Origin of the sequence: Acinetobacter lwoffii (assembly GCF_022809915.1) — a bacterium.
Lineage (GTDB): Bacteria > Pseudomonadota > Gammaproteobacteria > Pseudomonadales > Moraxellaceae > Acinetobacter > Acinetobacter lwoffii_M.
Genome location: NZ_JALGQY010000026.1, coordinates 36,081 through 50,082, shown reverse-complemented (window position 1 = coordinate 50,082; position 14,002 = coordinate 36,081). Strand labels below are relative to the sequence as shown.

Genomic DNA, 14,002 nt, shown 5'->3' with positions numbered 1-14,002 from the left:
CCATTTCTTGAATCTCCAAAGATTAAAGTTACGTTATCTTTAGAGGGACGTGCTGTCCATTATTTTGTCTAGGATCACTTTTAATTTTTAAAGCTTAGTACAACTAAGCCATGCTATAAATTTATTTAAGAGGCATAATATAGAAGGATGAACCTAGGCTAGCTATAAAACTTAGTATAGAATCTTATAAAAGATTTTATCTGCATTATTTGGCATATATTATTTTGCCTCATAGTATCTAAACATTATTTTTATAAAACAGGATTTAGAGTGAGTTACTATCGTTACAGTATTTTGTTAGCATTCAGTTTGGGCATGACCGGATGCGCAGTCACCTCGGGTCTACAAACAAATGACTTACCAAGTGAAGGTGTCTTTCAAACAGACCTGGGTACAACAGTAAATGTCATTAAGCTCACTCAAGATTCAATTATGGCTGTTCAGCCTGCTGAACATAATATACAACAATATTCTCATCTTTTTAGCACATCACACCAACGCTACAATCTAAGCCCAGGTGATATTTTATCCATATATTTATGGGCTTATCCAGAGCTTACATCTCCGAGTAATAGCATTACCAGTGATCAATCTGCTCTAGCAAACGGCTTTCAGATTGACTCTGAAGGCTATATCCAGTTTCCAATTATTGGTCGTTATAAAGCCTCAGGCAAATCACTCACACAAGTCAATCGTGAGTTACGCAACCAGTTGTCACGTTACCTGAGAACCCCAGATGTGATTGCACGAGTATTATCATATCAAGGTCAACGTTATTCAGTACAAGGTAATGTGATGAAGGGGGGGCAATTTTACTTAAGTGACCAACCTGTCAGTGTTTATACTGCCTTAGGTATGGCAGGTGGCGTAAACGCACAACAAGGTGATAATGCATCTATCACTCTAGTACGTCAGGGACGCTCATATAACTTAAATGCCGTTGAATTAGAAAAAGCTGGTTTTTCACTACATAATTTATTAATCCAGCCAAATGACACGCTATATGTAAATAATCGTGAAAATCAAAAAATTTATGTCATGGGCGAATCAGGTAAAAACCAGTCCTTACCGCTGCGTGATCAAGGCATGAGCCTGAGTGATGTACTTGGAGAGAGTCTGGGTTTAAATCCTCTTTCAGCCAGTCGTAGTAAAATTTATGTAGTACGAAGTCAATCTAATGCAGTCCACACTGAAGTCTACCAGATGGATTTGACCAGTATTGCCGACTTTGGTCTCGCGAATCAGTTTAAAATGCAGAGTAATGATATTGTCTATGTCGATGCTTCAGGACTAGCTCGCTGGCAACGTGTAGTAAATCAAATTATTCCATTCTCTAGTGCCCTTAATCAGCTAGATAATTTAGGTCAATAATGAAAATCAATCATATTTTAGTGGTTTGTATTGGGAATATTTGCCGCAGTCCGATGGCAGAATATTTTTTAAGACAGCAATACCCATACCTAAAAATTGAATCTGCCGGCATTTCGGGTTTAGTTGGTCATGCAGCGGATGAAAAAGCCAATGTATGTATGCAACGTTTTGGGATTGATATGAGCCCACATATTGCGAAAAAACTGAATGCTGAGCAGATTAAAAAAGCCGACTTGGTTCTTGTAATGAGTCAAAATCAACAAAAACATATAGAACAAACTTGGCCTTTTGCTAAAGGAAAAACTTTTAGATTAGGACATTGGCAAAGCAAAAATATTGCCGATCCATATCAGCATAATCAAACCGTTTTTGATGAAACCTGTCAATTGATTCAAGACTGCATTGCTGACTGGAAAAAATATATTTAAGTTTTTTGAAATTCCACTTTTTTTGATATTTAAATTATGAGCCAAACTACTAATACTGAAGATACCATTGATTTAAAAGAACTATTTTTTTCTTTAATTGCTCAATGGAAATTGATTGCACTATGCATTATTTTAAGTTTGGTCTGTGCCTTACTGTATTTAAGAACCACACCCGATACATATGCGGTAGATGCCCTAGTACAGGTCGAAGATAGTAAAGGAGCTTCAGCTGCGTTACTGGGTGATTTATCCGAGATGATAGAGCAAAAATCTCCAGCTGAAGCCGAAATTGAAATTTTAAAATCACGTTTGGTACTAGGTGAGGTTATAAATTATTTAAATTTAAATATTCGTGTCTCGGGAACAGAAGACAGTTTCTGGAACCGTCTAATAGATAAAAACGAGTATGACACTGCTTACTCAGAAAAATCTGTAGTATTTAAAGACAATCAAAACAGTTTTGATATTCGCCAGTTTGATATCCCACAATATTTTCAGGATAAAAACTTAATTTTGAGTTTTTCAGAGGGTAAATATAACCTGACTGATGAGGAAACTGAACAGTTAATTTTTTCTGCACCATTGAACCAAATAAGCCAATCATCCTCTGAATACGGTCTTTGGAAGGTCGGTATTTTTAGTCAAGACAGTTTCGATACTACTTATAATATAGAAAAGCAGAGTTTACCTGCTGCAATGGAGTCTTTAACTAGCAACTATTCAGTGGCTGAAAAAGGTAAGATGAGCGGTGTTTTAAGTCTTAACTATCAAGGCGAAGATAAACAGCATATTACTCAAGTCCTGAATTCTATTTTAGCAGCCTACAGCCAACAGAATATCGAACGACGCTCTGCAGAAACGGCACAAACTCTTAAATTTCTTGAAGATCAATTACCTGAACTAAAACAACAACTCGATGTTGCTGAGCGTGAGTTTAACCGTTTCCGTCAACAATATAATACTATAGATGTGACTAAAGAGTCTGAACTCTATTTAACTCAGAGTATTGCTTTAGAAACACAAAAAGTCGAATTAGAACAAAAAGTAGCTGAAGCTTCAGCAAAATTTTTAGACGAACATCCTATAATGCTGCAAATGAATGCACAACTCAGTGCAATCAATAAAAAAATTGCAGAACTAGATGGTACTTTAAAACGTTTGCCAGAATTGCAGCGCCAGTATTTACAATTTTTTCGTGAAGTTGAAGTCAAGCAGCAACTCTATACAGGCTTACTTAATTCATACCAGCAACTTCGTATTGCTAAAGCAGGTGAAATTGGTAATGTACGTATTGTTGATACAGCAGTAGAACCAATAGAGCCAATTAAACCTAAAAAATTGATTGTTTTAATTTTATCACTGTTTGTCGGTGGTTTTATTGGTGTCTTACTGGCATTACTTAAAAATATGATGCGTTCAGGCATTAAAGATGCTACTCAGATTGAAAATGAGTTAGACTTGCCAGTATATGCCACTGTGCCTCGCTCTATAATTCAAGAAAGTCGTATCAAACTTCTGAAGAAGAAAAAGAATATCCCAATTCTTGCGGTTAAAGACAGCGATGATATTGCGATTGAAAGTCTACGTAGCATGCGAACTGCGATTCATTTTGCTTTGATGAATGCAAGTAACAATGTAATTGCAATTTCAGGCCCTGCTCCAGAAATCGGTAAATCATTCATTACTACTAACCTAGCAGCTATTTTAGCGCAAGGGGGAAAACGAGTTCTGGTCATTGATGGTGATATGCGTCGTGGTTACTTACATAAGTATTTCAATGCAGATATAAAACCGGGTCTATCTGAACTATTGAATCATCAAAATAGTTATGAGGATGTTGTTCAAAATTCTACAGTAGATAATCTGTACTATATCACTCGAGGTAAAAGTCCAGTCAACCCTTCAGAACTTTTGAGCACTGATCAGTTTAAAGCTATCCTAGAGAAGGCATCTGCTCATTTTGATTATGTGTTGATTGATACTCCGCCAGTACTAGCGGTGACTGATGGCATTATTATTGCTCAATATGCAGGAGTAAACTTATTAATTGCTCGTCATGGTAAAACACAAATTAAAGAGCTGGAAATTACTGTAAACCGTTTTGAACAAGCCAATGTAAAAGTCAATGGCGTGATTCTGAATGATGTACAAAAAGGGACGGTTGGTAGTTATGGCTATAATTATGCTTATGCATATAAGGCTAACAAGGATCAAGAATAGTCTGATATTTAATTTGGCGAATTAAAAAAACCAGCTATTGCTGGTTTTTTTATCTCTTTAAACTTCAACACAACTGCGATGCCCGCTTGCTAAAAAACCACCCATTCTGCAAGATTTCTCAAAATTTTCTGCTAAGATGGAATGAACCTCAACGATAACATTAGATTGGAATAATACATGAGCAAGGCCTTACCGATTGCTGTCGCTGTTCTTCTAGGCGGTGCCGCGCTAGTACCTGTTTACTATGCAACTCAAAACCCAGTTGCTCAAACCACAAAAGCATCTAAAGATGCCTCTGCTGTTTCTAAAATTAGCTATGCACTCGGTTATGAAGTCGCTCATCAAACTCCACCTGAGCTGGATATTAATAGCTTTGTGACAGGCGTTCGCGAAGGTCATGCCCGTACCGCACCAGCGTATACGGAAGAAGAATTACAAGCAGCTTATGAGCAGTTCCAAAAAGACATGCAGCAGAAGCAACTGGATAGCGCCAAACAGGCTCAGGCATCAAGTGATACTTTCCTAACTGAAAATGCCAAAAAAGCTGGGGTAAAAACCACCGCATCCGGTATGCAATATTTAGTGACCAAAGAAGGGACAGGCAAGCAGCCTGTAGCCACTTCAATCGTGAAAGTTCATTACACCGGCAAACTGGTTGATGGTACCGTGTTTGACAGTTCAGTTGAACGTGGCGAGCCAATTGAATTCCCGTTAAATCAGGTCATTCCAGGCTGGACCGAAGGTCTGCAACTAATGAAAGAAGGCGGTAAAGCAACCCTGTATATCCCATCTAAACTGGGTTATGGTGAACAGGGCGTGCCAGGTACGATTCCTCCACACAGTACTTTGATTTTTGATGTGGAACTCATCGAAGTAAAATAATCCACAAAAAGGAGAGCAACGCGCTCTCCTTTATTTTGAGAATTAATCATGAAAATACAAATAAGTTTGATGGTTTTACTGCTGAGTTCTGGCAGCCTGTTTGCAAAAGAAGTCACCAATAAAAGCCCTGAGGCTGAACAGGTCGGCTACAGCTTTGGTTATCTGATGGGAAAAAGTAATGCAGATTCCTTACAAGGCATTGATCTAGATGCCTTTAGTACCGGTTTAAAAGCAGCAGCTGCTGGAAAACAGGCGACTTTAAGTGAAGAAGATATGGCGCGAGTCTTGACCCAATTCAAGCGTCAGGCTGAAGCCAAAGAGCTGATTACCCTGAAAAAGCAAGCTGAAGAAAATGCCAAAATTGGTCATGCTTTTCTGGCTGAAAATGCCAAAAAACCCGGAATCAAAACCACCAAATCAGGTCTGCAATATCAGATTCTTCAGGAAGGCAAAGGCAAATCACCAAGTGCAAACAGTAATGTCCGCGTACATTATGAAGGCCGCTTGATCGATGGTACGGTTTTTGACAGCTCGATTGCCCGCAATCAGCCCGTGGTATTTCGAACCACCCAAGTCATTACGGGCTGGACCGAAGGTTTACAGTTAATGAAAGAAGGCGCCAAGTATCGTTTCTTCATTCCGGCAGAACTTGCCTATGGACAAATTGGTTCAGGGGATGTGATTGAACCGAACAGTACTTTAATTTTTGATGTGGAATTACTAGAAGTTATTAAATAATAAGTCCTATTTTTCCAGATCTACAATCAGAGAGGTTCTATATTGACCTCTCTTTTTTTATGGGCTTAAGTATCCGTAAATCGCAGGTTTTCATGTCACATTCCGATCAGTTTTGCTATGTTATGTTTTAATCAAGCAATTCAACAACAATAGAGGACGTCAGCATGGCAGCAATCAAGACTCGCGAAATTCATTATACTGCGCAGGATGGCAGCCCATTAATTGGTTATTTTGCCGCCCCAGAAACAGATACCCCTGTTGCCGGTGTACTGGTCGCACCCGAATGGTGGGGTCGGAATGAATATACCGAACAGCGTGCCCGTGAACTTGCAGAACATGGCTATGCGGCCTTGGCCATGGACATGTATGGGGATAAAAAAGTCACGACCAATTCTGATCAGGCTCATCAGTGGATGATGCAGACTTTTGAAGATCCTGACACTATCGTTAACCGTGCCACAGCAGCCTTGAATGCCCTGGCAGCACAGGATGAAGTCAATGCTGATAAGCTTGCAGCGATTGGTTTCTGCTACGGCGGCAAAGTCGTATTGGATCTGGCCCGTTCTAATGCACCTTTACAAGCGGTGGCCACTTTCCATGCCATTCTGTCGCCAAAAGCACCTGCTCAGGAAGGTCAGGTACAGGCGGAAATCCTGGTGCTACATGGTGAACTAGACAGCATGGTGACTTTGGATGATGTGGCCAGTTTCCGTGAGGAAATGCATGCCGCCAAAGTCGAGCATGAAGTAATTGTTTTTGAAAATGCCAAACATGGCTTTAGCAACCCGCTTGCGGATGAACGGGCCAAAGCCAATGGTGTAGATCTTGGTTACAATGCAGAAGCCGAACAAAAAGGCTTGGCAGCAATGTATGCCTTGCTGGATCGTCATTTGGCATAAATAGAAACAACTATTTGGCTTATTCACAGGCTAAATATTTCAGATACTTCATGAAGAAAAGAAAGATAAATCCTACCAGAGGAGAATGTGTATGATGGCTGAAACCAACTGCCCCTACTGCAATTTTGACGAATATGATGTCATTGCCAAAAATGATTATGGTGTGGTGTTGCCTGAACCGAATTCATTGTCCGAAGGTCACTGTGTGATTATTCCATTGCGGCATGTGGCCTCGTTTTTCGAAGTGACCGACAAAGAACGTAAAAGTTTGATGTCCTTACTGGAACAGGCACGCAATGAACTGCAATTACGCTACCAGCCTGCCGGTTTTCATGTCGGCTTTATTGACGGTGAAGTTTTTCAGGAAAAGGTTGAACATCTGCATATTCATATTATTCCGCGTTATGCAGGCAAAACCTTGAAGCTGGATGAGCGCTGGGGAATTAATGATTAACCAGGTTCTATATCAAAAATAAATGCTCTACGGAGCGTTTATTTTTTTGAAATCACGCTTCTGCCCAAATAAATGAGCAGCCATTTTTTATCCTACTTTTCACATTCCCATCCTGCTGATTCCGCTATACTAGCTGCTGCTTATTCGGTTGCTAGGTGTTCATGTTCGTATTTTCAGATGCCCTGTTGGAATGGTTTGATGTGCATGGTCGTCATGACTTGCCCTGGCAGGTGACAGATGATCCGTATAAAGTCTGGGTCTCTGAAATCATGTTGCAGCAAACCCAGGTCAAAACTGTACTGCAATATTTCGAACGATTTATCCAGCGTTTTCCGAGGGTTCAGGTCTTAGGTCAAGCCTCATGGGATGAGGTTGCACCTTACTGGGCAGGTCTCGGCTATTATGCCCGCGCCCGCAATCTGCATAAAGCTGCCGGCATCGTGACGGCACAGCAGCAGTTCCCTCATACTCTGGAAGAATGGATGGCTTTGCCCGGCATTGGCCGTTCTACCGCGGGCGCCCTGATGTCACTGGGTTTACGTCAATATGGCGTAATCATGGATGGTAATGTCAAACGGGTATTGTCACGTTTCTTTGCCATTGAAGATGATCTTTCCAAACCGGTGCATGAACGTGCCTTATGGCAACTGGCAGAACAACTCTGTCCTATTGAACGCAATCATGACTATACCCAGGCGATTATGGATCTGGGAGCAACCGTATGTACGCCAAAAAAGCCTTTGTGTCTGTATTGTCCAATGCAGCAGCATTGCAAGGCACATCAGCAAGGACTGGAAAATGAATTGCCTTTCAAAAAGGTCAAAAAACCGATTCCAGTACGCTCTGCTCAGGTCTTGCTGATCCAGTCCGGTACAGACTGGCTCTGGCAGCAACGTCCCAATAGTGGTCTTTGGGGTGGTCTCTGGTGTCTGCCGATTATTGAAAATGCACATGAATTGGAACAGCGATGTCAGCAGCTGGGCCTGAAAAATATCGTCAAAAAGACCCAGATTAGCCACAGTTTTACCCATTTTACCTGGCATCTTGAAGCGATTGTTTTTGCTGTAGATCAAGATCAGCAGGAGCATCTGGCGATTGAACTGCAAGGCTGCTGGATGAGTCCGCAAACAGCAACCGATGCCGGTATTCCAACTGCCATGAAAAAATTGATCACTAGCGTCAATCTATGACATAGTCTGGACAAAGCAAAATATCGATCAGCTCGACATGAGCATTGCCAATATTTAAGGATGAATAAAGTGCGCCAATACCTTGCTTTGACATGGATTGCTTTAATAGCTGTGCTGCTGGCTGCCTGTAGCAGTACACCGAAAAAATCTCCCGCTGTACAGCTCAATCCCATTCTGGTGCAAAAGCTGAAAAATATGCGGATGCCCTCTTCTCTGCCAATCCCGGTGGCACGCGTACAGGCACGTGAATTAACAGATACCTGGGGCGCTTCGCGCAGTCGCGGACACCTGCATGAAGGCATTGATATCATGGCTCCACGTGGAACCAAAGTTTTTAGCGCGACTGAGGGTCTGATTGCAGATTTACGTAATAACAATTTGGGTGGTAAAGTAGCCTGGATTCTGGGTCCGAGCGGCTCGTGGCATTATTATGCTCATCTGGACGGACATAAGCGCGGTTTAAAAGTGGGCGACTATGTCAAAAAAGGCCAGCTGATCGGTTATGTCGGCAACAGCGGCAATGCCCGGCATACTGCACCACATCTACATTATGGAATCTATTTACAGGGCAAGGGCCGCGGTGTGGTCAACCCTTATCCCTATTTACGTTAATTTTAGGATATTTACATGTCAGAAGCGTTGATCAATCGTCTGGTGGAATTTGCTGAATCAGGCAATCAACAAAAAATTGTATGGAATGGTCAAACTTACCAGGGTTGGGTGATGGAAATTACCGAGGATGCGCTTCTGATCAGTACCGGTTATGCTGACAAGGTCGGTAAAGATATGTGGATTCAATTTAGCGATCTGGATCAGGCTGAGTTGTCTTACTGGGATAACCAGCAAGATCAATGGACTATTTTTAAATTATAAAACCATAAAAACAAGGAGCATCACATGACTGTGCAACGCTGTGGCTGGTGCTCCGATGATCCGCTGTATATCACCTACCATGACCAGGAATGGGGACAGGCACTGCTGGATGAAAATCGCCTGTTTGAAATGCTGTGCCTGGAAGGACAGCAGGCTGGTCTGGCCTGGATTACCGTTCTCAGAAAACGTGAAGTTTATCGTGAACATTTTTTTCAATATTCGATTGAATCTATCGCCTCACTTACAGATCAACAACTCCAAATAAAACTCGAAGATGCTAGCCTGATACGGCATCGCGGCAAGCTGAATGCCATTAGGGAAAATGCCCAAGCCTGGCTGAAACTAAAACAGCAAGGCATCAATCCGGTGGATTGGCTCTGGTCTTTTGCCCAGCAACCGCGACTGAATAATGATGTTGTGGATTATCGCCAAGCACCCGCTCAAACCATTGAGAGCCAGAAGATGTCTAAAGCACTCAAACAGGCCGGTTTTAAATTTGTCGGACCCACCATTTGCTATGCCTTTATGCAGGCCGTTGGTATGGTCGATGACCATGAAAATCATTGTGACTTTAAAACAATATCCTCGCATTTAAATAAGAGCTAAAAATCATGTCGAATAATATTATTCAAGCTTATGCTGCCATGTCTGCAGGTGCGGAACTCGAACCTTATCAGTTTGATGCCGGAGAACTGCAGCCGCATCAGGTCGAAGTAAAAGTGGAATACTGCGGCCTCTGTCATTCCGATATTTCAGTGATCAATAATGACTGGGGTTCATCCGTCTATCCAGTCGTGGCTGGACATGAGATTATCGGTACCATTACCCATCTGGGTGCAGAAGCCAAAGGCCTGAAAGTTGGGCAACGGGTGGGTATCGGCTGGACAGCGGAAAGCTGCCAATATTGCGATCCCTGCATTTCAGGCCAGCAGGTGCTGTGTACTGGCGGTCAGATGGCTACCATTGTCGGACATGCCGGTGGTTTTGCCGACAAAGTGCGTGCTGGCTGGCAATGGGTCATTCCCCTACCCGAAGATCTTGATCCTGAAAGTGCCGGCCCTCTGCTCTGCGGCGGGGTTACCGTATTCGATCCGATTCTCAAACATCAGATTCAAGCTATTCATCATGTTGGCGTAATCGGGATTGGTGGTTTAGGTCATATCGCGATTAAATTGCTCAAAGCTTGGGGCTGCGAGATTACCGCTTTCACTTCAAATCTGGATAAAACCGATGAGCTGAGAGCCATGGGCGCTGACCATGTGGTGAACAGTCGTGATGTCGCTGCATTAAAAGCCCAGCGTGGCAAGTTTGATTTATTACTGAGTACTGTCAATGTTACCTTGAACTGGCAGGCTTATCTGGCAACTTTGGCGCCGAATGGCACTGTGCATATGCTAGGTTTACCACTTGAGCCGATGCAGATTCCGGCTGGCATGCTGATTGGCGGAGCTAAATCAGTCACCGGTTCACCGACAGGTTCACCGGCGGCATTACGTCAGTTACTCCAATTTGCTGCACGTAAAAATATTGCCCCACAAATTGAAGTTTTCCCGATGTCACAACTGAATCAGGCGATTGAACATCTGCATTCTGGCAAAGCTCGTTACCGGATTGTACTTAAAGCGGATCTTACAGCTTAAATCCTGCCTATTTTTAGCCGTTAAAAAGACCCAGCAATTGGGTAATGCCAGTCAGTTAAGAAATTGACTGGCATTTTCTTTTTTAAATTCAGGATTATATTTAATAGGTGGGAAAGTCATCCGCAACTGTTCGAGGCAGGACTACATTAAAAAATGATTGTTTCTGCGACAAATTTACTAATGGATGCTGGCTGACGAGTTTTGTGGGGAGGACTATTGCTCTGCAAGATGCCTTCCTGGCGAAGCTCCGCTTATCATTTGAGCGAAACCAAAGTAACAAATGATATTGCAAATATTTGATTTAAAAAGTTAAAAATTTCTCGTGAACGACTGAAAAGTTAAAGAAACTATTTCTAAATTTCTTAACTGATCAGCATTACAGCAATTGGGTCTTTTTTATCAAATGGAGCGTAAAATGCTATCTTTCAGGTCAGAGATATAAGAGACACGACATGAAATGTCGTTTAATTTTTAAGAATCAATAATTTTAATTTAACATGAGCTAATATAAGCCTATGAAAACACTTAAATTACGCATAAAAGACAAACATTGCAAGGTGCTAAATCAGTTAGCATCCGAGGTGAACTTTGTCTGGAATTATGTGAATGATTTAAGTTTCAAACACCTTACAGGAACAGGTGACTTTTTCTCAGCATTTGATATGACTAAATACACAAAAGGAACTTCAAAACTGTGTGGTTTGCATAGTCAAACAGTACAAGGGATAACAGAAGAATATGTTAATAAAAGAAGACAGCACAAGAAAGCAAAGCTGAAATGGCGTGTAAGTAATAAGAAGTCGGCAAGACGTTCACTTGGTTGGATACCATTTAAAAAAGTAGCGATTAAATATGCTGATGGATATGTGCAATATGGCAAGTATCAATTCAAACTGTGGGATAGCTACGGTATAAGTAAATACAGCGTTAGAACAGGCTCATTCGTTGAGGATAGTCGTGGGCGCTGGTACGTGTGCCTTGTTGCCGATTCACCCAAGCAAGACAAACCAACTGTAACTCAAGCGATTGGTATTGATCTTGGTCTAAAAGACATTGCTACCTGTTCAGATGGTACGGTCATTTCAAATCCCAAGTTCTATCAAAAATACGAGCAGAAATTAGGGATTGCTCAAAGAGCAAAAAATAAAAAACGTGTACGTGCATTTCACGCCAAGATTGCGAATTGTCGAAAAGACCATTTGCACAAAGCAAGCACCATGCTTGTGAAAGAAAATGCATTGATTATTGTTGGTGATCTGAGTGCCAAGAAACTTGTAAAAACCAAAATGGCAAAATCGGTTTTAGATACAGGGTTTTCAGCACTTAAAACAATGCTCAAGTATAAATGCGAGAACGCAGGGGTATTGTTTGAAGAAGTGAGTGAGAGGTTCACAACCCAAATCTGTTCGTGCTGTGGTGAGATCACCGCAAGCAGTCCGAAAGGTAGAGCAGATTTGCGAATAAGAGTATGGGAATGTGAATGCGGTAGTTTAAATCAACGTGATTTAAATTCTGCTAAGAACATACTTGCGCTTGGGCATAAGCGTCTAGCAGTAGGAATCACCTCCGTTTTAGGGATGTGAGGATGTCAATGCAGGGCTTCAGGCAAGACCGCAATAGGTAAAGGCTTGGCCAGCTCGGTCTTCATTTTCTGCAGCATCTGATAAGGTTGTTGTTGCACGAACATATTTACGAAGGTCAAAGGAATGGAACCTTCCGGATTGGCATAACCATAGGTTGAAACCTTGACCTTGTTATTGGCTAGTTTCTGAAAAGTCCAGTCGCCCTGATAATCGGTTAAACGCACATAATCCGGATTTAAAGGATAGCCACTTTGGATGGCTTTATTCTTGATGGTGATCTGGCCATTGGCTTCCTTGATCATCTTGCCCTGTACAATCAGGTCACGGTCTTTTAAGGGAAATGGAAAATCCAGCACCATATACAGGGTAAAGTCACCTTTTTTATCATCGCGGGACAGGATCTTGATGCTATCCATATAGGGAACCCACTGTACTGCATGCTCAACATTCAAAATGAGGGACACGGCATTTTCAAGCGGTGCAGTATAGGTCGTTTCAGCTTTATAGAGAAAAACCGGGTTTTGTTCATTCTGGTAGGTCCAGACCTTGATATTGTTTTTATGAATACTGAGTTTAGGCGTCCCGACAGGCTTGGCCTGCGCAATGGCACCAAGCGCCACTGCACAGAGCAGGAAAATCATTTTTTGCATTTTTTATTCGTCTTATTTTAGTTTTAGATTTTTTTATAAATAATTTTGACTCGGTTTTAAACCTGAATATCGTTAAAACCGAGCACGTCCTTCATATCATATTTACGCGCTTCACGGCCTACGACCCAAGCCGCAGCACGTACCGCACCAGAAGCAAAGTTCATGCGATTGGTGGCTTTATGGGTAATTTCCACACGTTCCCCATCGGCAATAAACATCGCGGTATGTTCACCGACAATATCGCCACCACGAATGGTCTGGAAGCCAATACTCTTACGCTCACGCGGACCAGTATGACCTTCACGGCAATACACTGCATCTTCTTTTAAGTCACGACCCAAAGTTTCCGCAATCGCCTCACCCCACATCAAAGCTGTACCCGATGGCGCATCTACTTTATGACGGTGATGTGCTTCAATCACTTCGATATCAACCGTATCACCAAAAACTTTAGAGGCCAGTTCAAGCAGTTTGATCGAGACGTTCACACCCACTGAATAGTTTGCTGCATAAACTACAGGAGTTTCTGTCGCAGATTGATCAAGATAGGCTTTTTGCTCGTCATTCATACCCGTCGTACCAATCACGATGGCAACACCGGCTTCACGGCAGATTTTCAGATGATTGACGGTCGCTGCTGGCGCAGTGAAATCAATCACGACATCACAGTCTTTGACTACATCGGTAAGGCTACCCACGACCTTAACACCTGTTGCGCCAATTCCGGCAAGTTCGCCAGCATCTGCGCCTAATAGTGTACTTTCAGGGCGTTCTACCGCAGCCGCCAATTGATAACCTGCTTCATGCACAGCCTGAATAAGGATACGCCCCATACGACCGCCTGCACCCAAGATCCCAATGCGTGGTGTAGCTGACATAACATAGTCCTGATGTTGATCCAAAATTGCTCTTACTATAGCAAAACTGCGGAATAACACTAAGATGCATTGCATAAAAATCAATGAAAATACTCAAAGATCGAAATCACTGATATTGATAAGAGTTTCAATCCGGTCTTTGGAATTATGGGCTAGATCTCATCCAGGTCGTCGGATATGGATCAATAGCACGCAT

Annotated in this window: 15 protein-coding genes; 13 read left to right on the top strand and 2 right to left on the bottom strand. The window is 42.2% G+C overall.

Annotated features, from left to right (window positions below; all coding sequences use genetic code 11):
- Positions 1-315 precede the first annotated feature (315 nt).
- The 13 genes from MTX11_RS12590 (at position 316) to MTX11_RS12530 (ending at position 12,278) form a co-directional block, all read left to right on the top strand.
- Positions 316-1,371 (top strand): polysaccharide biosynthesis/export family protein, encoded by a 1,056-nt coding sequence (locus MTX11_RS12590; protein WP_206687200.1) that lies wholly within the window; start codon positions 316-318, stop codon positions 1,369-1,371.
- Positions 1,371-1,799 (top strand): low molecular weight protein-tyrosine-phosphatase, encoded by a 429-nt coding sequence (locus MTX11_RS12585; protein WP_138743141.1) that lies wholly within the window; start codon positions 1,371-1,373, stop codon positions 1,797-1,799. Before MTX11_RS12590 ends, MTX11_RS12585 begins: the two co-directional genes overlap by 1 nt.
- 36 nt (positions 1,800-1,835) lie before the next feature.
- A complete protein-coding gene (locus MTX11_RS12580) occupies positions 1,836-4,019 on the top strand; it encodes a polysaccharide biosynthesis tyrosine autokinase (RefSeq protein WP_243475259.1) in 2,184 nt (727 codons plus the stop codon).
- Between the two features lie 177 nt (positions 4,020-4,196).
- Positions 4,197-4,901, top strand: a complete 705-nt coding sequence (locus tag MTX11_RS12575) for a BamJ family beta-barrel-assembly machinery protein (RefSeq protein ID WP_138743139.1) — start codon at positions 4,197-4,199, stop codon at positions 4,899-4,901.
- Between the two features lie 48 nt (positions 4,902-4,949).
- Positions 4,950-5,639 carry a BamJ family beta-barrel-assembly machinery protein gene (locus MTX11_RS12570; protein WP_168730553.1) on the top strand — a complete coding sequence of 230 codons (690 nt, stop codon included), beginning with the start codon at positions 4,950-4,952 and terminating at the stop codon, positions 5,637-5,639.
- A 164-nt stretch (positions 5,640-5,803) separates the two neighbouring features.
- Positions 5,804-6,538, top strand: a complete 735-nt coding sequence (locus MTX11_RS12565; RefSeq protein WP_086044282.1) for a dienelactone hydrolase family protein — start codon at positions 5,804-5,806, stop codon at positions 6,536-6,538.
- Between the two features lie 94 nt (positions 6,539-6,632).
- Positions 6,633-6,992 (top strand): HIT family protein, encoded by a 360-nt coding sequence (locus tag MTX11_RS12560; RefSeq protein WP_026055739.1) that lies wholly within the window; start codon positions 6,633-6,635, stop codon positions 6,990-6,992.
- Between the two features lie 161 nt (positions 6,993-7,153).
- Positions 7,154-8,182 carry an A/G-specific adenine glycosylase gene (mutY, locus tag MTX11_RS12555; RefSeq protein WP_168730555.1) on the top strand — a complete coding sequence of 343 codons (1,029 nt, stop codon included), beginning with the start codon at positions 7,154-7,156 and terminating at the stop codon, positions 8,180-8,182.
- A 69-nt stretch (positions 8,183-8,251) separates the two neighbouring features.
- A complete protein-coding gene (locus MTX11_RS12550) occupies positions 8,252-8,794 on the top strand; it encodes a M23 family metallopeptidase (RefSeq protein WP_243475258.1) in 543 nt (180 codons plus the stop codon).
- Positions 8,795-8,809: 15 nt separating this feature from the next.
- Complete coding sequence (locus MTX11_RS12545) at positions 8,810-9,055, top strand: hypothetical protein (RefSeq protein ID WP_243475257.1); 246 nt, start codon at positions 8,810-8,812, stop codon at positions 9,053-9,055.
- Positions 9,056-9,079: 24 nt separating this feature from the next.
- Positions 9,080-9,661: a DNA-3-methyladenine glycosylase I gene (locus MTX11_RS12540; RefSeq protein WP_168730557.1), complete on the top strand. Its 582-nt coding sequence runs from the start codon at positions 9,080-9,082 to the stop codon at positions 9,659-9,661.
- Between the two features lie 5 nt (positions 9,662-9,666).
- Positions 9,667-10,695, top strand: coding sequence for an NADPH-dependent aldehyde reductase Ahr (gene ahr / locus MTX11_RS12535; RefSeq protein WP_243475256.1), 1,029 nt, complete (start codon positions 9,667-9,669; stop codon positions 10,693-10,695).
- 515 nt (positions 10,696-11,210) lie between these two features.
- Positions 11,211-12,278 carry an RNA-guided endonuclease InsQ/TnpB family protein gene (locus tag MTX11_RS12530; RefSeq protein ID WP_243475255.1) on the top strand — a complete coding sequence of 356 codons (1,068 nt, stop codon included), beginning with the start codon at positions 11,211-11,213 and terminating at the stop codon, positions 12,276-12,278.
- Positions 12,279-12,283: 5 nt separating this feature from the next.
- Here the strand turns inward: MTX11_RS12530 and MTX11_RS12525 are convergent, their stop codons facing one another.
- Together MTX11_RS12525 and dapB are read right to left on the bottom strand one after the other, a co-directional pair.
- Positions 12,284-12,928 (bottom strand): START domain-containing protein, encoded by a 645-nt coding sequence (locus MTX11_RS12525; protein WP_243475254.1) that lies wholly within the window; start codon positions 12,926-12,928, stop codon positions 12,284-12,286.
- 56 nt (positions 12,929-12,984) lie between these two features.
- Positions 12,985-13,806, bottom strand: a complete 822-nt coding sequence (gene dapB, locus MTX11_RS12520) for a 4-hydroxy-tetrahydrodipicolinate reductase (RefSeq protein WP_004728905.1) — start codon at positions 13,804-13,806, stop codon at positions 12,985-12,987.
- Positions 13,807-14,002: the final 196 nt, after the last annotated feature.

Excerpts from the sequence above, each read along its gene's own strand:
- MTX11_RS12590 (WP_206687200.1), top strand. The coding sequence starts at position 316 with ATGACCGGATGCGCAGTCACCTCGGGTCTACAAACAAATGACTTACCA.
- MTX11_RS12585 (WP_138743141.1), top strand. The coding sequence starts at position 1,371 with ATGAAAATCAATCATATTTTAGTGGTTTGTATTGGGAATATTTGCCGC.
- MTX11_RS12580 (WP_243475259.1), top strand. The coding sequence starts at position 1,836 with ATGAGCCAAACTACTAATACTGAAGATACCATTGATTTAAAAGAACTA.
- MTX11_RS12575 (WP_138743139.1), top strand. The coding sequence starts at position 4,197 with ATGAGCAAGGCCTTACCGATTGCTGTCGCTGTTCTTCTAGGCGGTGCC.
- MTX11_RS12570 (WP_168730553.1), top strand. The coding sequence starts at position 4,950 with ATGAAAATACAAATAAGTTTGATGGTTTTACTGCTGAGTTCTGGCAGC.
- MTX11_RS12565 (WP_086044282.1), top strand. The coding sequence starts at position 5,804 with ATGGCAGCAATCAAGACTCGCGAAATTCATTATACTGCGCAGGATGGC.
- MTX11_RS12560 (WP_026055739.1), top strand. The coding sequence starts at position 6,633 with ATGGCTGAAACCAACTGCCCCTACTGCAATTTTGACGAATATGATGTC.
- mutY (WP_168730555.1), top strand. The coding sequence starts at position 7,154 with ATGTTCGTATTTTCAGATGCCCTGTTGGAATGGTTTGATGTGCATGGT.
- MTX11_RS12545 (WP_243475257.1), top strand. The coding sequence starts at position 8,810 with ATGTCAGAAGCGTTGATCAATCGTCTGGTGGAATTTGCTGAATCAGGC.
- MTX11_RS12540 (WP_168730557.1), top strand. The coding sequence starts at position 9,080 with ATGACTGTGCAACGCTGTGGCTGGTGCTCCGATGATCCGCTGTATATC.
- ahr (WP_243475256.1), top strand. The coding sequence starts at position 9,667 with ATGTCGAATAATATTATTCAAGCTTATGCTGCCATGTCTGCAGGTGCG.
- MTX11_RS12530 (WP_243475255.1), top strand. The coding sequence starts at position 11,211 with ATGAAAACACTTAAATTACGCATAAAAGACAAACATTGCAAGGTGCTA.
- MTX11_RS12525 (WP_243475254.1), bottom strand. The coding sequence starts at position 12,928 with ATGCAAAAAATGATTTTCCTGCTCTGTGCAGTGGCGCTTGGTGCCATT.
- dapB (WP_004728905.1), bottom strand. The coding sequence starts at position 13,806 with ATGTCAGCTACACCACGCATTGGGATCTTGGGTGCAGGCGGTCGTATG.